The organism is Bradyrhizobium archetypum, assembly GCF_013114835.1.
Taxonomy (GTDB): Bacteria; Pseudomonadota; Alphaproteobacteria; order Rhizobiales; family Xanthobacteraceae; genus Bradyrhizobium; species Bradyrhizobium archetypum.
Genome location: NZ_JAAVLW010000010.1, coordinates 163,420 through 187,556 on the forward strand (window position 1 = coordinate 163,420; position 24,137 = coordinate 187,556).

Annotated in this window: 20 protein-coding genes; 14 read left to right on the plus strand and 6 right to left on the minus strand. The window is 57.7% G+C overall.

Translation table 11 applies throughout. The annotated features are described in order from the left end of the window. Nucleotides 1–1,092 precede the first annotated feature (1,092 nt). A complete protein-coding gene (locus HCN50_RS28740; RefSeq protein WP_171583080.1) occupies nt 1,093–1,287 on the minus strand; it encodes a hypothetical protein in 195 nt (64 codons plus the stop codon). Nucleotides 1,288–1,750: 463 nt separating this feature from the next. On the opposite strand from HCN50_RS28740, the gene HCN50_RS28745 reads away from it, so the two are divergent. The 4 genes from HCN50_RS28745 to HCN50_RS28760 all read left to right on the plus strand — a co-directional run bounded on the left by HCN50_RS28745 (nt 1,751) and on the right by HCN50_RS28760 (nt 5,901). Continuing rightward, entirely contained in the window at nt 1,751–3,226 is a 1,476-nt protein-coding gene (locus HCN50_RS28745; protein ID WP_171713232.1) for an acetyl-CoA carboxylase biotin carboxylase subunit, read from the plus strand. Between the two features lies 1 nt (nt 3,227). Further along, nucleotides 3,228–3,731, plus strand: a complete 504-nt coding sequence (locus tag HCN50_RS34520; RefSeq protein ID WP_210265140.1) for an acyl-CoA carboxylase biotin carboxyl carrier protein subunit — start codon at nt 3,228–3,230, stop codon at nt 3,729–3,731. A gap of 1 nt (nt 3,732) precedes the next feature. Next, on the plus strand, nt 3,733–5,340 hold the full coding sequence (locus tag HCN50_RS28755; RefSeq protein ID WP_171713234.1) for an acyl-CoA carboxylase subunit beta: 1,608 nt from the start codon (nt 3,733–3,735) through the stop codon (nt 5,338–5,340). A gap of 183 nt (nt 5,341–5,523) precedes the next feature. Further along, nucleotides 5,524–5,901, plus strand: a complete 378-nt coding sequence (locus HCN50_RS28760) for a hypothetical protein (RefSeq protein ID WP_171713235.1) — start codon at nt 5,524–5,526, stop codon at nt 5,899–5,901. Between the two features lie 233 nt (nt 5,902–6,134). Here HCN50_RS28760 and HCN50_RS28765 read toward each other — a convergent pair whose 3' ends face one another. After that, on the minus strand, nt 6,135–6,278 hold the full coding sequence (locus HCN50_RS28765; protein ID WP_171713236.1) for a hypothetical protein: 144 nt from the start codon (nt 6,276–6,278) through the stop codon (nt 6,135–6,137). Between the two features lie 991 nt (nt 6,279–7,269). Between HCN50_RS28765 and HCN50_RS28770 the strand changes: the two genes are divergently transcribed. The 9 genes from HCN50_RS28770 (at nt 7,270) to HCN50_RS28810 (ending at nt 16,377) form a co-directional block, all read left to right on the plus strand. Further along, nucleotides 7,270–7,446 (plus strand): hypothetical protein, encoded by a 177-nt coding sequence (locus HCN50_RS28770; RefSeq protein WP_171713237.1) that lies wholly within the window; start codon nt 7,270–7,272, stop codon nt 7,444–7,446. A gap of 811 nt (nt 7,447–8,257) precedes the next feature. Continuing rightward, a complete protein-coding gene (locus HCN50_RS28775) occupies nt 8,258–8,500 on the plus strand; it encodes a hypothetical protein (protein WP_171713238.1) in 243 nt (80 codons plus the stop codon). 27 nt (nt 8,501–8,527) lie between these two features. Further along, complete coding sequence (gene trpD, locus HCN50_RS28780) at nt 8,528–9,541, plus strand: anthranilate phosphoribosyltransferase (RefSeq protein ID WP_171713239.1); 1,014 nt, start codon at nt 8,528–8,530, stop codon at nt 9,539–9,541. A gap of 15 nt (nt 9,542–9,556) precedes the next feature. Next, nucleotides 9,557–10,375 (plus strand): indole-3-glycerol phosphate synthase TrpC, encoded by an 819-nt coding sequence (gene trpC / locus HCN50_RS28785; RefSeq protein ID WP_171713240.1) that lies wholly within the window; start codon nt 9,557–9,559, stop codon nt 10,373–10,375. A 500-nt stretch (nt 10,376–10,875) separates the two neighbouring features. After that, a complete protein-coding gene (locus tag HCN50_RS28790; protein WP_171713137.1) occupies nt 10,876–11,115 on the plus strand; it encodes a hypothetical protein in 240 nt (79 codons plus the stop codon). Between the two features lie 331 nt (nt 11,116–11,446). Beyond that, nucleotides 11,447–11,947, plus strand: coding sequence for a flavin reductase family protein (locus HCN50_RS28795; RefSeq protein ID WP_171713241.1), 501 nt, complete (start codon nt 11,447–11,449; stop codon nt 11,945–11,947). A gap of 116 nt (nt 11,948–12,063) precedes the next feature. After that, complete coding sequence (locus HCN50_RS28800) at nt 12,064–12,336, plus strand: hypothetical protein (protein ID WP_311968238.1); 273 nt, start codon at nt 12,064–12,066, stop codon at nt 12,334–12,336. Between the two features lie 1,012 nt (nt 12,337–13,348). Beyond that, nucleotides 13,349–14,887 (plus strand): class I adenylate-forming enzyme family protein, encoded by a 1,539-nt coding sequence (locus tag HCN50_RS28805; RefSeq protein ID WP_171713243.1) that lies wholly within the window; start codon nt 13,349–13,351, stop codon nt 14,885–14,887. A 191-nt stretch (nt 14,888–15,078) separates the two neighbouring features. After that, nucleotides 15,079–16,377, plus strand: a complete 1,299-nt coding sequence (locus HCN50_RS28810; RefSeq protein ID WP_235977271.1) for a preATP grasp domain-containing protein — start codon at nt 15,079–15,081, stop codon at nt 16,375–16,377. A 640-nt stretch (nt 16,378–17,017) separates the two neighbouring features. On the opposite strand, the gene HCN50_RS28815 is transcribed toward HCN50_RS28810, so the two are convergent. The 4 genes from HCN50_RS28815 to HCN50_RS28830 form a co-directional block, all read right to left on the minus strand. Further along, the gene (locus HCN50_RS28815) at nt 17,018–17,683 is read right to left on the minus strand and encodes a 2OG-Fe(II) oxygenase (RefSeq protein WP_171713245.1); all 666 of its coding nucleotides are present in this window, start codon (nt 17,681–17,683) and stop codon (nt 17,018–17,020) included. A gap of 37 nt (nt 17,684–17,720) precedes the next feature. Continuing rightward, the gene (locus tag HCN50_RS28820; protein WP_171713246.1) at nt 17,721–18,896 is read right to left on the minus strand and encodes a GFA family protein; all 1,176 of its coding nucleotides are present in this window, start codon (nt 18,894–18,896) and stop codon (nt 17,721–17,723) included. A 1,938-nt stretch (nt 18,897–20,834) separates the two neighbouring features. Next, a complete protein-coding gene (locus HCN50_RS28825; protein WP_171713247.1) occupies nt 20,835–21,062 on the minus strand; it encodes a hypothetical protein in 228 nt (75 codons plus the stop codon). 232 nt (nt 21,063–21,294) lie between these two features. After that, on the minus strand, nt 21,295–21,555 hold the full coding sequence (locus tag HCN50_RS28830) for a hypothetical protein (protein ID WP_171713248.1): 261 nt from the start codon (nt 21,553–21,555) through the stop codon (nt 21,295–21,297). A gap of 162 nt (nt 21,556–21,717) precedes the next feature. Here HCN50_RS28830 and HCN50_RS28835 point away from each other — a divergent pair, with 162 nt between their 5' ends. After that, the gene (locus HCN50_RS28835) at nt 21,718–23,319 is read left to right on the plus strand and encodes an MFS transporter (RefSeq protein WP_235977272.1); all 1,602 of its coding nucleotides are present in this window, start codon (nt 21,718–21,720) and stop codon (nt 23,317–23,319) included. Nucleotides 23,320–24,137 lie beyond the last annotated feature (818 nt).

Genomic DNA, 24,137 nt, shown 5'->3' on the forward strand with positions numbered 1-24,137 from the left:
CCCTCCCCGCAAACTTCGCAAATTCGACCCAATTGCCGATATCTCAGAGGGAGCGAAGCCGCGGGACACGATTCGCTTGATAAAGCCGAAGCGGGCGCACACGCATTGAGCGGTTGATAGAGTTGCTTTGCTCATGCCTCGTACACAGCCGGTGGCAGCCGGACCCAGCACGATACCACCCCCAGCCACCACGACCTCCTCCGAAAGCGCGCTAGGTCAAGTTTCTTCCAGGACGAAGGTTTAGACGCGCAGCATCTAAAGCGCCCGCCCTCTCGGGCATGAAGCTCTTCCCTTTTCGAACTGCTACCGGGCCGCGCAATTGCGCTGACTAGGATCGCAAACCAATCCAATATTTCGATCTCTCCCACTTGCCGGCTTGCAGAGATCAGCCGTGCTGGAGCCTTCGCTTCTAGCACGTGCACGGCTGCGCTCGGCCTAGTTGGGAATGAAACTGAGATTTTCCGCGCCAGTGAAGGCCTCTCACTCTGATTCGCGCCAGACGGCTCTTGGGGCGTGCGGGTTTGGACATATCCACACGAGCAGTCCTCGAAGGGGCTTGAATCGTACGTAGCGTTAGATTGTACGATCTTAAAAGTAGGTGGCGCTCCCTCCGGCCATCTGAAAGCGTCCCGCCAGGTGATGAGAATTGCGAATGTCCCACACTTTTAAGCTCACGCCGCAAGAGTCCGTCACGATCCGAGAGCACTCCCCCGAAGGCGAAGTGATCTATGGACCGCATGGCGAACTGGCCAAGTTGCAGCCAGAACAGGACGAGCATTTGGCACAATCTCGATCTCCGATTTCGCGCGCGCCGCTCCTCTCAGGAGGTAGAATGCAGCGGCGCACCACGTGGGTGATGGCCCCGGCTGCGACAGACCGCCAAGTGTTCGCTCTCCCCAACCAGGTGCAGCTTCGGGGGCGTGTTGGACGTAGCTGAATGCCGGAATTGCTCCCGGGGTATATCTTACCGCTATCGTAACTTCTTTCGTCTAGCCAGGCCGCAATCGTTGTTTCGCCCTGCGTTGCCGGCTCTGGGTCATCAGCCGGCTGGCGGGTTGATAGCCGCCTCCATGCGCTCGGAAGTTAGGTATCTCACGACAAAGCGACCGAAGCACCGCTGCGATGGGTGTGCAGATACGCAAGTGCGCTTCCGCGGTCGTCAATGCTTTGAATGGTTCCGGCCTGTTTCCCGGTAGACAGGTCATACTGCGCTTCGCGCAGGACGAACAATACCGCAGGATGTATCGACTTGAAGAGGATATCGTGAATCAAAAGCAGCGAACGCATGGGTCTTGGTTCTTCAAAGCACACCGCTGTGCAACAGCACTTGCTGTTGCTCTTGTGACGACAACAGCTCTATGCAATGAGCAGGCGGGTGCGCGAGATCGGCCGGCGACACCGGAGGAGCGAGAGGCTTGCACACCGGACGTGTTTCGCTTTTGTGGCAGCCACATACCTGATGCAGGCGCCATCACTGCCTGTCTCAGAGCCAAGTTCACAAACCTGAGTGACCAATGTCGCTACGTGATATCAGTTCGAGACTCTGCCAAAGGCAAGGAAGGCTCGAAATGAGCCAGCGACAATAGGCTGGCGCCTTCGATTGCCCGCGTTCGAGACTAGTCCCCGGCTGAATCCAGGACGGCAACGCCGGATGGGGACAGATGAACGGGCGCGGGCAATTGAGGCAGCACCAACCGCTTGCGACTGACGGCACTCCCGCAATCGGGTACTTGTTTGGGCGAATAGGCGAATGCGTGAATTACCCTTCCACACCATTCTGATCGCCAATAGAGGCGAGATTGCCGTACGGATCATCAAGACCTTGCGAAGGCTGGGGCTTCGCTCTGCAATTGTCTACCACGAGGCCGATGCGGGGACGCCGGCTGTCTCCATGGCTGACACGGCGATTGCCATCAGCGGTCGCACGCCGATTGCGGCCTATCTCGACATCGCGCAAATCATCGCTGCTGCCCACAAGGCGAGCGCCGACGCCCTTCATCCGGGTTATGGATTTCTCTCCGAGAACGCTGAGTTCGCTAGGGCCGTGATAAAGGCGGGCATTGCGTTCATCGGGCCCGCTCCCGAAAGCATCGAACTGATGGGCGACAAAATCCGGGCCCGCAACTTCGTTCAGCGAAACGGTTTTCCGGTCGCACCTTCGGCGATCGAAGAAGATGATCCAGCGACATTCACATTTAGGGCGCGAGCTGTTGGAGTTCCTTTGCTGGTGAAACCATCGGCGGGCGGTGGCGGCAAGGGCATGCGGGTCGTACGCGACCTCGCGACCCTGGAGGACGCGATCGCGCAGGCGCGCAGTGAAGGGCAGAGGTACTTCGGCGATGGCCGGCTTTACGTCGAACGATATGTCGAAAACCCGCGGCACATCGAAGTACAGGTGCTCGGCGACTCCTTCGGAAACGTGGTCCATCTCTTTGAGAGGGAGTGCTCCGTGCAGCGCCGGTTCCAGAAGATCATCGAGGAGTCGCCGTCGCCCGCGCTGTCGCCAGAGTTGCGGAAACGGGTCTGCGAAACCGCCGCCAGCATCGCGCGCGCCGCAAAGTATCGAAACGCAGGCACTGTCGAATTCATCTTCGGCGGCGGAGAGTTCTATTTTCTTGAGATGAATACGCGTCTGCAAGTCGAGCATACCGTGACCGAGATGATCACCGGCATCGATCTTGTTGCTCAACAGATCTATGTCGCAGCGGGCCGCGAACTTGGATTCTCGCAGTCCGATATCGTCTCGAGAGGACACGCGATCGAGGCTAGACTGTATGCGGAAGCCCCGGAACGCGGATATGTTCCGACGACTGGCAAGGTACTTGTTCTCGAGTACCCGGATGGCGACGGCGTACGGATCGACAGCGGCATCTTACAAGGCCAGCAGATCACGACAGCGTTCGATCCCATGCTCGCAAAGATCATCGTGCATTCGCCCACGCGCATTGAGGCTGCGCTGAAGGCCCATCGCGCGATGCGGGAGCTGGTGCTTCTCGGCTGCGAGACAAACGCAAGCTTTCTCACACGTATCCTCCGCGAGGAGGCATTTCTCAGCGGACACATCCATACAGGCTATCTTGAGGAAAATCCGCACATCGCATCGGGCGAACCTGCATCCGACTTATCTGGCTTCCTCGCCACAGCCGCCCTCCTGACGAGACCGGTCCGAGAACCGGCAGATGCCGTGCCCGAGCTTCATGCAGCGATGGGCAGCTGGAGAAACTGACGTGAAACACTCTTTTGAAGTTGATGGCGTAGATTATCAGTTCTCGCTTTCACGTTGCCAACAGGGCTATCGCCTTCGCTTGAGTAACAAAGTGATTGCCCCAGTCGTGTTCTCCCAGCAAGGCGACGGTCGCGGCGTCCTTACCATCGCTGGCGAAAGCGAACCGGTCCGATTCGCCATCGACGGCGAGATTATTCACGTGCATATCCGCGGTAGGACGCGCATTTTGCACTACCGCGACCCGTTGAGAACGCTCGCTTGCGCGAATAATGAGGCACATCATCTCCTGGCCCGCGCGCCAATGCCGGGCCTCGTCGTTACGATCAGCGTTTCGCCTGGTCAACCGGTTTCCGCAGGCACGGCGCTGATGACAATCGAGAGCATGAAGTTGGAAACCATCATACGCTCTCCACGGGACGGCGTGATCGACCGAATTCACTTCAACGAAGGCGAGAGCTTCGAGCGAGGCGCAGTGCTGGTCACGCTCTCCGAGGAAGGGCGTTGAGATGCAGCGCATTTCCTCTGCAGCGGACGTCAAATCCCACGAATTTCGCCTCAACGAACTCCACAATAGACGACTTGCGGCCGAACTGAAGGAACGACAACGTGTCGTCCGCTTCAACCGTCCTGAACGGGACCTTGAGCGCCTGCGTCGACAAAACAAGCTGTTTGTACGTGATCGGATCGAGGCTTTGCTCGATCCAGACACTCCGTTCCTCGAGCTTTCGACGCTAGCTGCTAATAAGGCTTACGACGGCGAGGTGCCTGGCGCAGCGCAGGTCGTCGGTATCGGCATCGTAGCGGGTCGCGAGGTCATTGTTCACGCGGATGACGCCAGCGTGAAGGGCGGCGCATGGTATCCGTTGTCTGTCAAGAAGATCGTGCGGGCCTTGGACATAGCAATCGAGAACCGTCTGCCCATGGTTCATCTGTGCGACTGTGCTGGTGGTTTCCTGCCTTTGCAGGCGGAGTTCTTCGCGGATCGATACTACGCGGGTCGAATCTTCCGCAATCAGTCCATTCTCTCGAAAATGGGAGTGCCGCAAGTCGCCATCGCAATGGGTCATTGCACCGCGGGAGGAGCGTACGTCCCGACGCTTAGCGACTACAACATCATCGTGGAGGGAACGGGCGCGATTTTTCTAGGAGGTCCCCCGGTCGTGAAAGCAGCCACGGGCGAGACAGTATCCGTCGAAGAGCTTGGTGGCGCTCATATGCATACCAGCGTGTCTGGGACGAGTGACTATTTCGCAAGCTCCGAGATGCACGCGATTGCCATCGCACGGGAGATCGTCGCTCGCTTCAATCCTCCTACGAAAGCCTCGATCAATCGAGCCCCTCCGGAGCCGCCCGCTTATGATGCGTCTGAGCTGTACGGCATTATTCCCAGGGATCCTCGAGTGCAGTTCGACATGCGGGAGATCATCGCCCGTCTGGTCGATGGCAGCCGATTTCACGAATACCAGCCACGCTATGGCGAATCTCTGGTGTGCGGCTTCGCGCGGCTTTATGGATATCAGATCGGGGTTATTGCAAATAACGGTGTGCTGTTCAGCGAAAGTGCGCTGAAGGGCGCTCACTTTATCCAGCTTTGCGATAAGAATCGGACGCCCCTGCTCTTTCTGCAGAATATCACGGGTTTCATGGTCGGCCGCGAATACGAACGGCGCGGCATCACCAAGGATGGCGCCAAGCTGATTATGGCCGTTTCTGGAGCGTCGGTGCCCAAGTTCACAGTCGTTTGCAACGGCTCCTACGGAGCGGGGACGTTCGCTATGGCCGGGCGGGCTTTCGATCCGCGCTTTATGTTCACCTGGCCGCAGTCTCAGATTTCTGCGATGGGTGCAGACCAAGCAGCAGGCGTGCTCACCCATGTCAAGGCAAGACAATTAGCCCGCGAGGGTGGACGCCTATCTGAGCAGGAGTTGGCAGCTATTCGAGAGCCGATTCTGGAAGAGTATCGGGAACGATCGAGCGCCTATTATGCGACCTCCGAAATCTGGGACGACGGCATTCTTGATCCTATCGACACCAGAAACGCGCTCGCAGTCGTCCTGAGCGCTTCGCTCAATACACCCATTGAGGCGCCACATTACGGCATCTTCAGAATGTAGCGATCGGATCAGGGCCGCCTTGGCGGGATCATCGAGGTAGCGCAGCGCAATCCAGGCACACGTGTAATGGAAATCGGCGCGATAATTGCAAAGCGCAAGGCGATGATCACGCTCATCCTTCGATCTGGCTGGCTTTCAAATCGGCGGCGGGGTCTACCTCCACACCCACAGAAAGGAAGACAAGTGAAATGCATCACCTTCGCAGCGGCGCTGCTGACTCTGACGAGCGCGGCGCACGCTGGCCCCGAGCTCGAAGCCAGCGCCGGCTTCCTTGCCGGCATCCGCTCGATCGACGTCACCATGCATCGCGTTCGCCCACACAGATCAGGCGCCGCAAGCCGAAAGAAATGTCCCGCCTCGGTGCGCCGTCGCACATCTACGCCGATCACGACGACGGCGGTGCGCTCGGAGCGGTGCGTGCGCCCCATTGACAGGTCGCACAAGACCGGAGAGATCGTCGCCAGCAGGATTGCGGCGACGAAGACGAGAGCGAGCGCGAAAGCGTTTCACCGACACGACCAGAGCAAGAGACAGAGCACAGTCAGAAACAGAGCAGAGTAATCCGCGCTTACCCGATGATCTGCGCCGTAACAGATCGTCGGGCATCATCGGAATGTCCGCGTGTCCCCCGATCGATTCCTGACCGCACTACCACGATTCCGGTCAGTCGACCCGTACTGCAGAACAAAAACCGTCCCGTTGAAGCGAGAGATTGAATGCCCTTCGCTGGCTCAGAAGCCGCCGTTTCATTGATGACAAAGCCCATCATCGCCTTGGATGACGCAGCTCGAACGCTAGCAATGGTGAAGGATCGTTGCCTTGCTGCTGGCGAATACCGGCGAGGTATCGATGGCGCTCGCCACGGTTTTACTCACAATAGTGGCGGCGTTGTTGTCGGTCAGCTGAGGACAGGCGGATCCGGTTTCAATGTGCCCCATCGTCGACACTCTCGAAGCAGCTAGAGGAGATTGGCTTCAAACCAGTTTCGGTGGGAACCACTGAGCCGCTGAAGTCCGTTAACCTCACGCAGCGCTGGCGAACGGTTTCAGAAACGGTCGTGTGCCAATACGACGTCATCACGCAAATGGTGGTCTATGAATTTCTGATGCCGATACGTCGTTGAACGAACGCGATGTGCTGTCGCAAACACGAAACCGGGTTATCGCCTTAGGCGGATTAGCTCTTCGCTCGCGCCCAAAAGCGATGTTTTCGTCGACCCCGAACGGATCCAGGAGTACACCTAGTGGATAATGCCAACAAACAAATAGCGCTTGAAGAACACTCGGCTCTCGAGCAGGTGGTAAGAGGTGGAAAATGGCATCACGGCCTGACCCGCGAAGATACTCAGCGCGCCCGTTACAACGGCGGACTTCGCAGCTTTGTCAAAAAGGCAGCCCTCGATTCGGGCCCGACTGCGCTTTGCGCTCTGATATTGATCAACTGTGGAGCTGCGCTTGCAGTCTTGGCGTTCCTCGGAGGCATATCAAGCAGAGCCACAATCGATCTGAGCCTAATCGGCGCCCTCGCCTCAACAACGCTGTCCTACCCGTTGGGGGCCGCGCTCGCTTTGCTCGCAATGTTCGCCTGCGCCGCAGCTGAAAAGGCGGTTTCGAGGCTCAGTACTTCTGAGCCACCAAGGATCCAAGAGGCGCGCCGCTTGCGCGCTGCAAAGGCCGCGCGCGTTTGCCACGTCTGTTCGCTGTCTTCCGCACTGGCTTCGCTAGCTTTATTCGCTTCTGGAATGTCCGAGACGAGCTCCACACTCCCGATGCTTCTGCACAGGTAAGCTGCCCAAGCGCCCGTTCGAGTTGGCTAGTATCGAGCCCGCGAGCTGAGAACCGCCAGGAGCCCCCGCCCATGCAGTGTCCGAAATGCAACTCCGATAACTGGTGCGAAATCGCGTCGCATGATCCCTGGAGCGGTCGACCGATGATCGCCTGTAATGTCTGCGGCGAATATACTGAGCACAAGCCCGCGGAGCGCGAGGAGGCGTATGCGGTCATTGCCGGCGCCCTGACTGGCGAACACCAACACGACCCGCCGGCTTATGCCGGCAAGATCCTGGATGCCCTTGAGAATGCTGGTCTAACGATCGCCCGCACCTGAAGGAAGAATGGGAGACCCGCCCATGGGCCCTACCATTCCTTGCCTCGCCCTATATCCCCGGCCCGGAAAACGCGGGACTGCGAGGCGGTGCGTGATCGTCATGCGGGGCTTCACGCCGCTATGACCGATCTGAAGAGGCAGGTCGATCGAGTGGCATCGAGCCGGCACGATTTGCGTTTAGCTAACTATTTCCGTACCGCAACCTTTTGCGCCCGCACTACGGCGAGCACTCTAGGAGGCCACACTCGAGAAAGGTGCACAATCGCTCGGGGCTCTGAACCGCATCTATTCCACAATGGAAGATACCCTCGATCCGCCGCTTCGTGCAAGGTTGACGAGGCTAGGAGGTGCACCGAGATATCTGCAATATAGCGATGTCGGCTCCGGTCACCTCACTGCGCGCTTCGCTTGGGTGCAATAAACGTCGGCATTGCCGAGACAAGTCGGCTGGAGCACGTCGGGCTGCCGTTTTGGATCCAATCTCTTCTTTGCGCCGCATCGGGATCTTGAGCGCGTCTGTCTGGAAACGCCCGCAGTGAGTGTTCTCATATCAGCCAGCCTGCGCTGGGAAATGGTTTCCCACCATGGCAGTGGCCTGCATTTGGTCGCTTGTGTCCTCGTACCTCAGGAAGCGAGGAGACGCATATGGTGGTGGCACAATGGAATAATGGAATACTGGAATAATGTTCAGCCAAGCCACTGAAAGGGGTTGAACCTTACGCTGCGTCAGGTTGTAGGCTTGGAAACCAATTATGACCAAAGCTACACCACGCAAGCAATGGATATCGGCTAACGCGGCAGACGGGTTCCCGTGCGCATGATCGCAAGTTTGGAACTGGCGCCTGTTCGAATTGACTTCCCACTGATGATGCCGGAAGGCTGCGAGATCGTGCCGTTTGTCGAGTTCGCATCGGACGAAAGCAAAGAGCCAAAAGAGCGTCTTCAAGCATGTTGTGCGATCGAGCGGCCCGGCGCCCTCGTCACCAAGCTGGAACATCGGGATCGGCTCATCGATCAACGAGGCCGCCTTCGCCCAGGCAACCGCTGCCGGTAGCAACAATTAAGCACGTTCGAAAGCACGATGAACGCCTTCAAATCGATTATTGGCAAAGTCGCCAGTGGCGCCACGCTGACCCGCGAGGAAGCGGCATCCGCTTTCGATAGCATGATGTCGGGCGAAGCCACACCCGCGCAGATGGGCGGACTTCTTATGGCGCTGCGGGTGCGCGGCGAGACGGTGGAAGAGATTACCGGCGCGGCTTTTGCAATGCGGAGTAAGATGCTGCGAGTCAGTGCGCCGCAGGATCCCATTGACATTGTCGGGACTGGCGGCGACGCCTCGGGCTCGGTCAACGTGTCGACTTGCGCCGCTTTCATCGTCGCTGGCGCTGGCGTAAGGGTTGCCAAACATGGCAATCGCGCACTGTCCTCGCGCTCGGGCGCAGCCGACGTTTTGGCGTCGCTCGGCGTGAGGATCGATATGGCCCCTGAAGACATCGCTCGCTGCGTACACGAAGCCGGCATCGGCTTCATGTTTGCGCCGGTCCACCATCCCGCCATGAAGCACGTTCACCCGACCCGGGTTGAGCTCGCTACCCGCACCATCTTCAATCTGCTCGGACCGCTGTGCAATCCGGCCAGCGTCAAGCGACAGATAGTCGGAGTGTTTTCGCGGCAGTGGGTGCTGCCCATGGCGCAGGTGTTGAAGAATCTTGGCGCTGAGTCAGTGTGGGTGGTGCACGGCTCGGACGGACTTGATGAGATCACCCTGACCGGCCCTACCTTGGTTGCCTCGATTGAGACCGGCGAGATCCGCACCTTCGAAGTGACCCCTGAACATGCCGGTCTCCCCCGCTGCGGCAGCGTGGGGCTGAAGGGCGGCGATGCCGATGCCAATGCAGTCGCGCTGCAAAGCGTGCTCGACGGCGCCCCAAGCCCGTATCGCGATATCGCGCTTCTCAATGCGGCCGCGGCATTGATCGTGGCCGGCCGTGCCAAAACCTTGAAGGAAGGCGTCGCCCTTGGGCAGAAATCGCTTGATAGCGGTGCCGCGGCGGCGCGATTGAAACATCTAGTCGCAATCTCTAATGCCTGACAGCCGAGCTGACCGATGTCCGACATTTTGACCAAGATCGAGGCCTACAAGCGCGAAGAGATCGCAGCCGCCAAGCGCGCCTTGCCGCTTTCAGAGGTCGAAGCGCTCGCGCGGCGGGCCCCGCCCCCGCGGGGTTTTCTCGCCGCCATCTGCAACAAGCACGCAGCAGATAAGTATGCGCTGATCGCCGAGATCAAGAAGGCCTCTCCCTCCAAAGGCCTTATCCGGGGCGACTTCGATCCGCCCTCGCTTGCCAGGGCCTATGAAGCGGGCGGCGCGGCCTGTCTGTCGGTGCTGACTGATACGCCCTTCTTTCAGGGGCACCCTGATTTCATGATGGCGGCGCGCGCGGCAACATATCTGCCGGTGCTGCGCAAGGACTTCATGTTCGACACCTATCAGGTGACGGAAGCGCGCGCTCAGGGGGCCGATTGCATCCTGATCATCATGGCGGCGCTCGACGACGAAACCGCTCGCGAGATCGAGGCTGCGGCCCTGGCCTATGGCATGGATGTGCTGATCGAGATCCATGATCGCGACGAGCTCGATCGGGCGCTAAAACTTCGATCGCCGATGATCGGCATCAACAACCGCAACCTGCGCACCTTCGAGACCACGCTTACGATCAGCGAGGCTCTGGCGCCGCTCATACCGAAGACTCGCCTGATCGTCGGCGCAAGCGGTATCTGCGCCCCGGGCGATATTCTGCGTCTTTCGCGGCTTGGCATTTCGACCTTCCTGGTCGGAGAAAGTCTGATGCGGCAGGCTGACGTGACGGCGGCGACCCGCGCGCTGCTCTCGCGGCAGGCGGCGGTTTCGACCGGAGCGCAGTGATGGCGCGCAAAGCCTCCAAGCCGAGCTCGCTTCGCTCCGAATACTGCTCGCCGCAAACGACATTGAGGTGTCGCCGCTGTTCGACGAGGCTTAGTCAGCATTTAGAAGGTCCGCGGAACTCAATCAGCACCGAGCCGGTTGGTCCCCCCTGCATTTGACGACGGCCGAGAAGTGCGGCCCGTGATCGTGGCGCGAAATGCACCGTTTGCACGAAATAGCGGTGCATTAGCTTGAGACGGTAGAGCAAAATCATGGAAAGCTTTCAGAAATCGAGGCGGAGCTTCGTGAGATGAGGACGGTCTATGCTCGGAGCAGGCGCTTATCAGGCTGCAGGATGCGTACTATATCAATCTTGCCGAGCTGATCGAGGCCAAGGCGGCGCCTGACAGATCGACCGCCGCTCAGATCGCCAGAGCCGGTGCGAAGCGGCCCACCGAGATCGTCGAAAAGACAGGCGGCTCGGGGACTCGCGCTTCGCGCAACCGGGAAGGAGACAAATAATGATGTCTTGGCGGACGGTCACGGTACTCGGATCAATCGCAACGATCGAACGCATGTTTCGTAAGTTTCGTGAGGTGATCGATACAGACGAGTCGATTTCGCCCGAGCTGCGGCTTTCGTTGCATGCGACGCTGGATGAGCGTCTTCTCTTCGGGAAAGAGCGCCTTTTCGGCAGTATCGGAAGGCAAGACGGCGCGGCGGCCATGCCCATATCACCACCGAGGAACAATTCGCAGTGAATGACGCCGCGCACAGACAGATCACGGACCGCCCGCCCTTCGGACGTACGGGCCCCCTTCGCCGTCGCTGTTGCTGCGCGACGAGGACGCGGCACGTGGTCGATCTGACGCAAAGGCACGCTGAACGTTATCATCCAGGCGGAACCACCGATTGTGTTCAGCTGGATCGCAAGATCATGCTGTGGAGATGTCAGATCATCAGTGCGATCAAGCGCGAATTGCGCGGAGGCAAGTTCGAGAGCCGCGACCAACGCGATCTCCGCATAGCTCAAACGTTCGAAGTCAAACGCCACTCCGGAGCTGGGCTATGAGCTGCCAATCGGCTCCCCGGATGAGCGACATTCAGTCCATCGAAGCGACTGAGTTTCGCCAGGCCATGCGAAATCTGGCGAGCGGCGTCTGCATTGTAGCAACCGGAACGGCTGTCGGACGGCGGGGGTTAACGGTCAGTTCTATTACTTCGATCTGCATGGAGCCACCGTGCTTGCTCGTCGGTATTAATGCCAGTTCCGAAACTCACGACGCGATACTCGCCAACGGCACTTTTGGCGTGAGTATGCTCGGCGGCAATCAGCAGGACCTCGCGCTGCGTTTCGCCGGCCGGCATGGCGCAAACGGTGTGCACCGTTTCGATACAGCGCCATGGGATCAGGGCGTCCTTGACGTCCCGGTTCTGCAAAGCGCAATTTGTGTGCTCGAATGCGTCTTGCATCACCACCAACTCGTCGGCACCCATCGGATCTTTATCGGCCGGGTTGTCGCTACGCGATCAGCTCAAGGCAATCCACTCATCAACTTCCGTGGCGAGCTTCGAACGCTACTGTACGGCTGAGTGCAGGTTTTCACCGCAACGTCGTTATTCGTAACGAAACTCTCCGGCCAGGCCTATATTGAAAGTCGCAATGAAGGAGCCGAGTTATGATGATAGAATGCTCGTCCGAGAGGGGAGTGCAATTGGCGAAGCCCATCGATTTTTGCGGGTTTAAGCTCGTCTTGAAGGGCCCGCATGCCGCTAAGCCTTCAAACTTGAAAGGGATTGCGCTCGTTGACCACGGCAACGCGCTGGTGCCTATTGATTTAGTGCCTATCCTGCCTGGATGCCCCAAGGACAACGAAACCTGGGAAGCAGCCTACGCCAAGATGGTCGCAAACGCGCGCGAGCGCGGCTGGATTGACGCTAAAGCAAATGCGATTCGCGCACACATCGAAAGAAGGCTCTGATCAGAAAAATCCGAGGCAGCTCGCATCCTGAGTTAGTGCCCTGCATGCGAGTGACACTCGTCCCTAATCTGTCTCGATAGCGACTCCTTTGGCAGCTCGGCATCTTGCCCAGAAGCGGACACCATGATGGCGGCAAGAAGATCAGCCATGAATGGAAACCCGACATGCATCAGCCGCGCCGCTCACTAAGACGACGCCTCAAGGCCTTGGCGCTGGAAACGCTGGCCCGTCTCGGGCCGGAGGAAATGGCGGTGCTTCTTCAGCTTTCGAATCATCGCTGCTGCCGGAGGCTTAGGAGTTTGAACATATTCACACGACGGCCGCCCAAAAGAAGTTGAATCGCACGTGGCGTCAAGTTGTAAGATCTCGAAGTAGGTGCCAGCTTCCGGGCGCGCCGTGCTCAATCCGAGAAGCGTGGTTTTATTCTGTCCGCACAGATCCTTGGGAGCTGGTATGGCGACAAGATCGCGTAAACGCATAAAGGTCGATTGGGCTGCAGAAGCTTCCAAGGGGCTATGGCGGCAAATTTTGCTCGCCACGATCGGCGCGACGCAAGAGATTGCCGAGTGTCTTGGAGCGGGAATGTGAAAAGACCTGACGGCTACAGGAAGGTCTTGCTACTCAATCACACTGAAGGCCAATGCCGGGCCATTGTTGGCCTCAAAGATGGAGATGCCGAAGCCGCCTATATGTGTGGCGAGCCTGTATTGAGAAGATCGCGCAGGAGACTCTCGTCATGGTGCGCTTATCACCATTGTCTGACGCACGCAGCCCCTGTCGAGCAAAACTGAAGCACGTGAGCAAGAGCCTACACTTTGAGTCTCCGGATCACATCCATCCTAGCTGAGCTCATGAGATCGTCACAAGCTGCACTCTTTTGCAGATACCCGTCGGAAGGCCCCTCATCTAAGACAATAAAGCCATAATCGACACCTTCCGAGCGACGTTGAGGAGCTCTCATTGGCCGCTTCGCGAGGCAAGTACTGTGCAAACCAGGGAAGACGGAAGACTGATGGTTGATCTCTGCACGCTGATTGAGCGCAACGCGGCGTTCTCTCCCGACAAGCCCGCGATCCATTTCGAGGGTGAGACCTTAAGCTACGCGATCTTCAATCAACGGATCGAGCAGGTCGCGCGCGCCCTAAAAAGCCAGCTCGGTGTCGAGAGAGGCGATCGCGTCGCGATCCTCAGCCTTAACCGGCCTGACCATCTGGTGTTGCTCTATGCCTGCGCGCGGCTCGGCGCAATGCTTGTACCACTGAACTGGAGGCTTGCGGTCGCCGAGCAGCTCTTCATCCTGTCCGATGCCGCCGCCAAGGTGCTGGTGATCGAACATGCCTTCGAGGCACTCCTGCCGCCGCTGGCGGAGCAACTGCCGGATATCTTTGTCGTCGGCTTGGATTTTGCGCCCCTCGGCGGAAGCAAATGGGATGGCCTGCTAGACCGAGGGCGCGGTGATGGTCGCAATCCGTACACGGACCTGTCCTGCCCGCTTCTGCTCGTCTATACCTCGGGCACCACAGGGCGGCCGAAAGGGGCTGTGCTGCGCCAAAAGGCCTTGCTGTGGAATGGGGTTATGAGTCAGCACATGCATGGCCTCACCTCGGCTGACCATGTCTTGACAGTGTTGCCGCTGTTCCATGTGGGTGGCCTCAATATCCAGACGACGCCAGCGTTGCATCACGGCGCGACGGTTACGATTCACACGCGGTTTACGCCAGAGGCGACGCTCGCTGCTTTCGAGCGCGAACGGCCAACTCTGGCCGTGTTGGTGCCTGCCACGATTCAGGCCCTAACCGAGCATCCCCAGTGGTCGACCACCGACCTAAGCTCACTCAGAGCAATTTCCACCGGCTCAACCATGGTGCCGCACCACCTGATCGAACGCTTTGTCGCACGCAGCGTACCAGTGCTGCAGGTGTATGGCTCCACGGAGACTTGCCCAATTGCTGTCTATACGAGACTCGGCGGTGATCTCTCGCGTGAGGGTACGGCTGGCTTGCCCGGCCTTTTCTGCGAAGCGGCAATCATGGATGATGCGGGCAACAAGCTGCCGCCAGGCGCCCTGGGCGAGATCGCAGTGCGCGGGCCTAATGTCTTTTACGAATATTGGGGCAATCAAGAAGCAACGCGCGAGGCGCTGCATAACGGCTGGTATCACACTGGCGATATCGGCCGCCGCGATGCTGACGGGTATTTTTGGGTCCATGATCGCAAGAAGAATTTGATCATTTCCGGCGGGGAAAACGTTTATCCAGCGGAAGTCGAGCGTGTGCTTATGGAGCATCCCGATGTCGCAGAATGCGCTGTCGTCGGTCGGCCCGATTCGCGCTGGGATGAAGTACCAGTCGCCTATGTGATCAGGCGGTCGGGCGCGCGGATTGAAGCGGAAGCACTGACCGCGCATATGCAGTCGCAGCTCGCCCGTTTCAAAGTGCCGCGCGAAATCATTTTCACGGAAGAATTGCCGCGAACGGGCTTGGGCAAGATCCAGCATTTTATGCTGAAAGAGCTCGATGCGCGATCAAGTCGGCAGGGAGGCACCAAGTGAATATCGCGGATTTGGCGCTGGCTATATTTCCCTTGCTGCCGCAGGCGATCTTCCGTGTCAGGCTCACTGAAGTCGTTTCGATCAACTGTTCTACATAAATACGCTGCCGCACGTTCATCGTAGTGCGGGACTGCGCTTCCGTCCCAATATACCAAGTCCCACGGAGCTCGTTGATGCCGCGGATCCTAATTATGAACGCCGGTACCGCCCAAATGTCCGGTGCCGATCTGACGGCAATCCAACTTTCGCTTGCAGCCAAGTCGGCCTGGCGCTCCGTATGGTTTGCACAAGCGGGCGACCTAATTGTCTCTCCGGTAGCGATCCCAACTGACCTGCTACACTACGTTGGCGCGACGCTAAGGTTCGACCCATCGACTGTCCTGGTGCTCGTGCCAGAAAACGCGCACGAGACCCGGGTCCTTAGTGATTTCACTCTGCAGTCCACTACAATTGTTGAACAACTCCGCCGCCACATTCGTGAGAAAACACATTGGGAACTATGTGCTTGCTACTCTACTGAAGGCGTTGCGCGCTTAGCGGCGATGCTCGGCATACAGCAGAACGGGGACGACTTCGCCCTGCAGCGTGGCCCCGATCTATTGAACCGCAAGAGCCACTTCCGTCAATTGGCAACAAGTGTCACGCTTCCGTTGCCCAGTGGATGCATAGCAACAAGCTCAGAAGAATTGTTCAGAGCGGTCAACTCCCTAAGGCTTGAAACCGGCACCGTCATTATAAAGTTAGACAATGGAGCCGGCGGGGTTGGAAATGTCATACTAACCGGCAAGGAGAGCGCTCCACTACCTGGGGCAAGGGAGACCCGGCGGGTCCTTTGGCCGTCGTTTGATCCTGATGCACTTTGGTCTGAGATGACAACCCCCTCGTGCAAAACACTTGTCGTAGAATCATACCACGTGGCCCGTTCTCTGTTCTACCTTGAGTTTGAAATCGAGGAAAATGGTTCAATCGCATACGTCAACAGTGGAGACATACGTCTGCATCGAAGCGAAGATCGCTCCGAAAGAGCTCTCGTCTGGACTGGTCTAGAGCTTCCAAGCGACCTGAGCAATGAGCAGCACTCGACCGCTTACGCGCACGCCTATCGATTTGTGGAGCTTGCGCGGATCTTGGGTTACCGCGGAATGATTAACATAGATGCCATTTTCTCGATCGACGGGCGGCTGCTGTTTAATGAAGCGAACGGTCGGTGGGGCGGGGGCTCGGTACTGCACAGCATTGCTGACCGGTTGCTAGGAGCCGACTATTCCCATTCCTACGTGATTTCATCTGTGCGGAACGTCCGACTGAACTCCCTCCGAACGGCGATTGATTGTTTTGTCGATGAAGGATTGCTATTTGATAGCATACACAAGGAAGGCGTTATTCCGCTTGCCGCCGACCAAGAGGCAGGCACGGTGGAGTGTCTCGTGATCGCGCGCGACAGGCTGGTGGGCCGGAATTTCGAGCATCGATTATTGACGATGCTCTGATTTGGACCACAGCCTCATGTTCCACTCTTCAGGATGCTTTCTTCGGTCCGTTGGCTCCAACTTGAACAACACTCCTATTGCCAACCATGTGCTGAAGCCAAAACGCGTCCTGGGGAGATGGCAAAGCACTCTCGTCCAGGTTGACTGGCCCCTCGGCCGCGCTGTCGGTTCTTCCATTCCAAACCCAAGTTGTTCGGCGCACCAACCTTGTCATGTTTCCTATAGGCATACCACAACCGTGCAAACGGCTTAGTTTCTGGGGCGTCGACGCGCGGAGCAGCAGAATCCCGGAACGATGCAGATCGGCACCCAAATCTGCGGTCATTGGCCCCGTTCTTCAGTTGATCAAACTGTTAGGCAGATCGGCAGGACGTAGAACACCTTCTCCCGGATATGAGCGTCCCAGTTGACCATCAATTGCGCCGTGGTTCGCGCCCCCTCTCCTCCTCACGCAGCAGAACTAGCTTTAGCTCTGATAACTTGACATCCAGCATCACTGAACAGACGATCGCGACGGGCGACGAAGACCACAAAATATCTTCGTGCGTCGACACTACCTCGTCTAGTTAGAGAATGCCGGCCTGCATCCATAGACCTCATTCGCACGCCATTACAGTCCGTGCCATCTAGCTAGCCGACCTCATGCGCGAGCGGCATGGTTTTCGATTATCCGACGGTTCGCACCGCCGTACTTTGAACAAAAGTAAACGAGTGAACGACGCTCCCCGGCGTGCACCTGCCTTACCTCATGCCGGAACCTACATGTGGTGATAAGTACTGTTCCTAAGTGTGGGCGAAACACTTGGCGTTTACGATCGGTTGGATATACGACGAACTCACCGCCCTCGAAATCTGTCGCGAGCTGAACAATCACAGAATATTCGAAGTCGGGGTCGCTCTCAGCATCCAAATGGATTCCAACGAAGGACCCGGGCGGCATGCGATGCATTTGGCATCGGCGAATGATGTACTCCGATGATGCTCCGAAGATCTTTCTGAGGGCGGAGACCCGCTCTGTCCTTTGAAGCAGTTCGATGATCTGCTCTGAAGCTGTACCATTCACGTTGCTAGGATTACGGCCGGCGTGATCCAGCCGCACTCGTTTTACAAAAACATTGTGAGAATCGCCGGCATCTCCCTTCCGAACCTCTTCTTCGGGAATATCGGACTGCAGCTGATCGATCCTTGTCAACTCATCTCTTGTGAACAGCGTCTCGGGGGCAATCAGGACCGTACCTTTAGCTGCCAGCTCTGAGCGGTACTTCGCGGCGGCATCTTCTGAAAGCAGACCAAGTTTATCACTCATTGTTCGCGCCTTTCGGATTCACTCAAATTCGACTCTTCTAATCCGCCTGCAACGAGCGGACCGCCAGATCCCAATTCTCGCCGTCGAAATCATCTATTCTTATGCTTTCGATCGTCGTTTTATCTAGGCACCGAACATTTACGCTGAATCCTGAAGGATTCGATCGCGGCCGATAAAATGGCTTTACGCCGCAAACCCGACAAAACGTATGCCGAGCGATGTTCTTATTGAACTGATATGTAGCGAGGAGTTCTTCGCCACATTCCATCCTGAGCTTCTCGTTGGCAACGAGCATGTGCAAAAATCCGGACATTTGGCAGATTGAGCAATTGCACTTCACTGCAGAAATCTCTGCTGGCGCTCGTACGTAGAACTTGACAGCCCCACAGTGACAGCGGCCACTGTGTTCAACCTCCGGCCTACCATCTCCATCAAGCGAATCAATTCCGACTAGATTGCGGCACCACTCCAAGCTAAGGCCGTACGCGTGGTCGAATTCATCCAAGAAACGGCTATTGCAGTCGGCAGGGACCAGTTCGTTAATGAGCCTGCTAGTCATCTCTCCGTGATATTTCTCCGCAGGATCCTCGCCGCCGACATGGACCTGGAAATACTCAAGGTCATCGGACCGAGCATCAAAGGTTTTGACTAAAGTGGTCCAAAGTGCCTGGATCATTTCCGCAGCATGTAGCTCAAAGGCAACCATGTAGGCGCAGCGCACTATGGGGTCTCTCGACGACAAGCCGTGATATACTGCACGCAGGTACCGGCTCGTTATGGTACTGTAATTAGGCTGTATTGCTCGGCCAAGTAGGCGCGACGCATCCCTTCTAAAGAGCTTTGAGTGGAAGTTTTCTGTGTCCAGAATACTGGATAGCGCAGCGTTGCCGCCTTTTAGAACCCGACCGTGACCTCCCGTTTCATCCCAGCAGATAAAATTTGCGACCACACTGGTCAGCTCAACGTCCCTCGGGAGGTCTCGATTGCGACGTATTGCGTCGAATATGAGATCCTTTTGCGATCCCGCCTGCAGGTGCGGGAACGCTTGTGACATCGCTAAGTATTCAGGTAGTAGACTGGCAACCTGATCCTTGGACATCTCCGCAGCGAACGGATGGGGGTCAAGCAGAGCCCGGGCCCGGCGAGCCAAGTGCTCGCCAATTGGTATCTCTGAAGGTTGATGCAGTTTAGGAGAAGCTTGGGACAACGTCATTCGAACCCTGGTATGCAGAGAGAGAGAGAGAGAGAGAGAGAGAGAGATTTTCTTGCCCTAGACCTAGGAGCGCCAACCGATACCAATTCCTCCGGATCGAGAGACGAGTTCATCTTCCTGCAAGGAGGCATCACTTCGTCTTGAAGGCTCTCGACCTTGTCGATCCATCTGTTATCCTCCGGCCTCGGGTAGACCTTGGTGGATAGTGCTTTGCTCAAATTTGTTCACAGATGTGTGGATTGCTTCCGCCAAATGATTCCGTCGTCTCGCAGGCGCGCTCATTGGTTCCTCATTGTGAACTGTAGTTCTTACCGGGGTCGGTTCGCTTGCGCGAGATCAAGGCAACTCCACGAGGATTGCATAGTGTGGGTTGGAGCGAGTGCCTGGGCCCGCACCTGCGCTATCGTGATTGCGAGATCAGGCACACGGACTTTCGCTTTTTGCGCGTGACCAGCACTCCATACCAAGGGAAAGATATGCGCGCCTTCACTTTCGCCTGCCCGATCACCAATATGATGGCCCAGAAGTGGCTCGATGCTGATGCCGAGGCGACCGAACGAGAATTTCAAGGCGTTGTCTGCCCCGCTTGTTCGCAGTTGCACTTCATAGTCGCAAGACTAGAAAGCTGCTGGGGCAGAAAGAAAAATGACAGCGCCTCACAATTCTGGAGCGTTGACTTGTGTCCTTTTCCGGCTCTAGCGGTCACTTCCGTCCCCGCCTAGGAGCCTCGACGGGGCGCTAATGTAGGAGGGAGCGTCAGCCAGCTGTTACAAGCCCGCAGCTCATGCGTGTAGCGCAGCCCCTGCAAGCGCTGAGCGGCCCACCCGATAGCCTTGTATGTCTGAGCCAGTTTCAGGTGCGCTCGTCGGGCATCACTGTCAGTCGACATCTGAGCGAGTGATCGGCATTTGGCCAATGCGGCGGTGGTACGACACGCCGGGGCTGGCTTGCACGCCGGCCCTTCCCGTCCAAAAAGCCGCGTTTGCCTGCGATCACCCGCAGCAAGGCTAGGATTTCCATTTCAGCCTCCTGCCAGTGCCAGCCGGCGTGCGAGGTAGGTCTGTGGGGTCACCTTCATTTCTATCTCCATGTTGTCGTGCGGTCCGTGTCCGGTTGGAGACGCCAAAGTCGGAAACCTGACAAAGTCGCACTGTCACTCCAGCGCCCCCGTCGTCCGGGACGCAGGTCCTTTTCCTCACGTCAAGCAAGGCTCGCACCAATTCTCGCGACCGGCACCCTGATTGCTGTGATGACATGGAAGGACGCCGCAGCTGTTGCGCGGATCGGGCATAGTCTGCGCACCGGAGCCTGAGCAATGGCAGTCACAGTTGCACTAATACTCCAGCTGCAATCGTTAGATGTATTCACTAAGAAGTGGCCTGGCGAATTCGCAGGCCTCAGACCCGCGATCCTATTGACTCGTTTCAACTCCGCTTTCCCTGTTTTGGCGTAGGAACGACATGTCTCGCCATGAGCTGCAGTGATCAGCAGACGCGTTCGTACCGGGTCGGCATCTATTGGCACATGGCCTCGGGACGGCCGCTGGAGTATGGCAGCTTCATCGGCCAACGACAGCATCATTGGATCGCGTGCCGCAAGCCCCATCACACCAGGTGATGCTCCGATATTGTGCGCTTAGGTAGGTCGCCGTAGGGCACATTTACCAAGGAAGGATTTGAACTCGGCGCGTGAGCGGACCGTAGTCAGTTGAGGCTGGCCTTGTCGTATTCAGCCGCGTCCGGTTGGAGACGATGATGAGCGGAACCCGACAGTAGAATGCAACTCTTCCTCCGGCGCGGCGCGAAGCACGTAGTTATGCCCTTTAGGCTCGCACAATGTCTTTTGCGGCACGCCGATCGCTTGGAAACTGGTGGGGATACACTACGACCACTGCCGTCTCGCAGAGACGGGCTCGGAGTTCAGATGAAACTCGCTCGATCAATCCAAATCAATGCCATACACGCTGCACTTTTGAGTGCGGTCCCGCCGATTGACGCTTGGCAGCATGCTTCGCGGGTGCCGCTGTCGTTCGCCCAGCAAGGGCTTTGGCACGATATGGCGCGGTGAAGTAGCGCGGCCTTCATCGGAAAGGTCGCGCTCGTCATCGGCTTCTTCCTCGGACGCCGGGAGGAGCTTGCGCGTGAATTCGCGCGGCTCGGAGCGCATGTGTCCGTCGACTGTCGGACCATTTCGAAGCTACGCAGTAAGTCGTCAGGGCCATTCGGCGGGAGAGACATGCGGCGAGCGCCTTCTGCTGCCGCTGAAGTCCAACAGGTTGCCACCGATGTGGCCGAGCAGCTCGGGATGGTTGCGATCCTCATCAACAATGCGCGACCATTTACCGACAATCCATTCCTTGAATGGAGGCGCGCAGTGGGATGCGGTATTGGCGATAACCTCAAGGCACGATCCTGCTCGTGTAGCGCTTGCGCAGGCAATGATACCGCTCGGCTTGGGCGGGGTGCTCGATATCGGCGCCAGGGATCGGTCCGATCGCATTCGAATCTACGATCCAACACCATATCCTTTCTGGTTGGAACGTAGTGAACCAGGAATTTCGCCCGGCCTGCACGCGCGTCGATGTCGTCAGCTCGTCGCCGGAGGCGAGCGCGGAGATCGCGGTGATATGCGAGCGCTCCAGGCCGCCGATCGGGATCACGAGCTTGTCTTTGGACTTACAAGAATCTCGGCGCGGCCTATCTGCACGACGTCCTTTCGCAGGCTCGCGTCGCATCCCGCTGTATAGATGCGGATGTTGCAATTCGACTCACGGTCGTTCTCGTTCCTACCCGTGCAGCCCTGAAGATGGCGCTGCCGGCGGATGGATGTTGTCGCCGAAAGATCGGTCAAGGTCCGATTGCTCCGCGATTGGCTCCTCGCTGAACATGCGAGGCAGACCCTGAAAACCTGTGCAACAGTCCGCCAGTCGCCGAAAATATGCCAAAAAGATGAGGCGCTTTCCGGCTGGTCGGTAGTGTCCATGATGGCAGATTCCCGGCCTGAATTGCAGTTGGGCTGGCGTGAGGTTTTCCGCAACCGGCCATTTCAGACGGGGAGGAAACTCACAGTGTCACAAACATTCATCCCGCACGCACCAACGGTCAAATCGCGCATCGGCGCGATTTTGAGTGCGACGAGCGGCAATTTCCTCGAGCAGTTCGATTTTTTTCTGTTCGGCTTTTACGCCAGCGCCATTGGGAAGGCGTTCTTCCCGTCTGAGAGCGAAACCGCTTCGCTGCTCAACACGTTCGGCGTGTTCTGGCTGGGCGCCTTGATGCGTCCGGTCGGCGCGATCGTGCTCGGAGCCTATATTGACAAAATAGGCCGTCGGCAAGGCCTGATCGTCACGCTCTCAATCATGGCAATCGGCACCGTAATCATCGCCTTCTGTCCCAGTTACGAGACAATTGGCATTGCCGCACCCGTTATCGTGCTGCTCGGACGGCTGCTGCAGGGCTTTTCCGCCGGCGTCGAAGTCGGCGGCGTTTCGGTCTACCTGTCGGAGATCGCAACCCCGGGCAAGCGCGGCTTTTACACCTCGTTCCAGTCCTCCAGCCAGCAGGTCGCGATCTTTGTCGCGGCGATCGTGGGCTATGTGCTGAACGAATCGATGCCGGTCGAAACAGTAGCCGCCTGGGGCTGGCGCATCCCGTTCTTTCTCGGCTGCCTGATCATTCCGCTTATCTTTTTCCTCCGCCGCACGCTGGAGGAAACGCCGGAATTTCTAGCGATGAAGAAGCATCCCACGGCCCGCGAGGTCTTTGCCTCGGCACTCGCCAACTGGCGAATCGTCATCCTCGGCATGATGATGGCGATCCTGACCACAACGACCTTCTATTTCGTCACCGTTTACACGCCCACATTCGGCAAGAACGTGTTGAAGCTGTCCTCCCAGGACGCGCTTTTGGTGACGCTTTTGGTCGCCGTGACGAACTTTATATGGAATCCAATTGGCGGCGCCGTCTCTGACCGAATCGGCCGCAAGCCGGTTCTGCTAGCAATTGCCGGCCTTGCGTTAGTGACCGCCTATCCGGCATTGCACTGGCTGGTAAGCTCCCCTACTTTCGGCAAGATGCTCGTGGTGGCTATGATGTTCTCGTTCTACTTCGGCATCTATAGCGGCACTATGCTGGGCGCCCTTGTCGAGATCGTGCCGAAGCATGTGCGCACAACCTGTTTCTCCCTGGCCTTCGCACTCGCGGCCGCCTTGTTCGGCACCTTTACGCCACTGGCCTCGACTTGGCTGATCGGCCGGACTAATGATAAGGCTTCACCCGGCTTTTGGCTGATGTTCGCAGCCGTGCTCGGCATCATCGCGGCACTCACCGTCTATCCCGGGACCGCCAAGCCGTCGAGAGTTGCGAAGCCGTCGCGGCCTGAGCGGCCCAACAGCGTTTTAGGCGTGCAAGCCACACCGCACTAGCCGGCGGTCCGAACCGCTGAGCGGGCGAAGCGTCGAGCTTCTGTGACATCGAGTGCTCCTTGTCTTCGGTGCCCCTGCCAGCATTCGTTGCTGGCAGGGCGGGAGTACGGCCGGACTACTTCATTAACGAAAGGTGCCGCTCGACGACGAGATTAAAATAGCTGTATTCGATCTAGTTCTTACACATGATCAGTTGTGATTTCCGGCACCACCAGAATGATCACAGCGTAGTCACCGCCGTTGTGATGGCGCTCCCGCTATGGTCGCTTGATCCAGAGCCGAAATGAGAAACACTTCATGCTCTATGACATCGAAGTGTACCCTAACTGCGCCGTGTTCAGGTGAGAGGGCTTAAGATCATGGAGCTTCTTTTTCAGCTCGGCCAACTCTCTCAACCTCGCCTGCTTAGTGAAGAGCCACATGGCCATGCCAATAATGCCGAGCACAGTGGTTGCGATGGCAGCTGAACTGGCAAACATATTCGTAGCGGGCGCTCCTCTTCGCTTCCCGTTCAGGCGACGATGACAAAATGCCCGATCATACCACTCCAGCAGTTTAGCAGAGCGGCCAAACAGCTCCCGAATAAGGACATTGACCGGTTTCTGCGAAAAGTTGGGCTAAACATCTTTTTAGCTTCACTAGCCGCAACGGCGCGACGGGGGGAGCGGGATTGGAGTGCGCGGCCAGATGGATCGAACCAACGAAGATCCTTCTTAGGGCGCCATGGCAGCTGCCCAATCGTCACCTAAACTTGAATAGCTCGCCATAGCGGCCGTGTCGCTAGCTCCATTCGATGTCGCGGGCGCGGTTCGCCGGTG

What these genes read in the sequence shown, in the direction of transcription:
- HCN50_RS28815 (WP_171713245.1), bottom strand. Translation starts at nt 17,683, where the DNA reads ATGAGTGATAAACTTGGTCTGCTTTCAGAAGATGCCGCCGCGAAGTAC.
- HCN50_RS28825 (WP_171713247.1), bottom strand. Translation starts at nt 21,062, where the DNA reads ATGCGCTCCGAGCCGCGCGAATTCACGCGCAAGCTCCTCCCGGCGTCC.
- HCN50_RS28835 (WP_235977272.1), top strand. Translation starts at nt 21,718, where the DNA reads ATGGATGTTGTCGCCGAAAGATCGGTCAAGGTCCGATTGCTCCGCGAT.
- HCN50_RS28740 (WP_171583080.1), bottom strand. Translation starts at nt 1,287, where the DNA reads ATGCGTTCGCTGCTTTTGATTCACGATATCCTCTTCAAGTCGATACAT.
- HCN50_RS28810 (WP_235977271.1), top strand. Translation starts at nt 15,079, where the DNA reads ATGAACGCCGGTACCGCCCAAATGTCCGGTGCCGATCTGACGGCAATC.
- HCN50_RS28765 (WP_171713236.1), bottom strand. Translation starts at nt 6,278, where the DNA reads ATGGGGCACATTGAAACCGGATCCGCCTGTCCTCAGCTGACCGACAAC.
- trpC (WP_171713240.1), top strand. Translation starts at nt 9,557, where the DNA reads ATGTCCGACATTTTGACCAAGATCGAGGCCTACAAGCGCGAAGAGATC.
- HCN50_RS28755 (WP_171713234.1), top strand. Translation starts at nt 3,733, where the DNA reads ATGCAGCGCATTTCCTCTGCAGCGGACGTCAAATCCCACGAATTTCGC.
- HCN50_RS28745 (WP_171713232.1), top strand. Translation starts at nt 1,751, where the DNA reads ATGCGTGAATTACCCTTCCACACCATTCTGATCGCCAATAGAGGCGAG.
- HCN50_RS28790 (WP_171713137.1), top strand. Translation starts at nt 10,876, where the DNA reads ATGATGTCTTGGCGGACGGTCACGGTACTCGGATCAATCGCAACGATC.
- HCN50_RS28795 (WP_171713241.1), top strand. Translation starts at nt 11,447, where the DNA reads ATGAGCGACATTCAGTCCATCGAAGCGACTGAGTTTCGCCAGGCCATG.
- HCN50_RS28805 (WP_171713243.1), top strand. Translation starts at nt 13,349, where the DNA reads ATGGTTGATCTCTGCACGCTGATTGAGCGCAACGCGGCGTTCTCTCCC.
- trpD (WP_171713239.1), top strand. Translation starts at nt 8,528, where the DNA reads ATGAACGCCTTCAAATCGATTATTGGCAAAGTCGCCAGTGGCGCCACG.
- HCN50_RS28820 (WP_171713246.1), bottom strand. Translation starts at nt 18,896, where the DNA reads ATGACGTTGTCCCAAGCTTCTCCTAAACTGCATCAACCTTCAGAGATA.
- HCN50_RS28770 (WP_171713237.1), top strand. Translation starts at nt 7,270, where the DNA reads ATGATCGCCTGTAATGTCTGCGGCGAATATACTGAGCACAAGCCCGCG.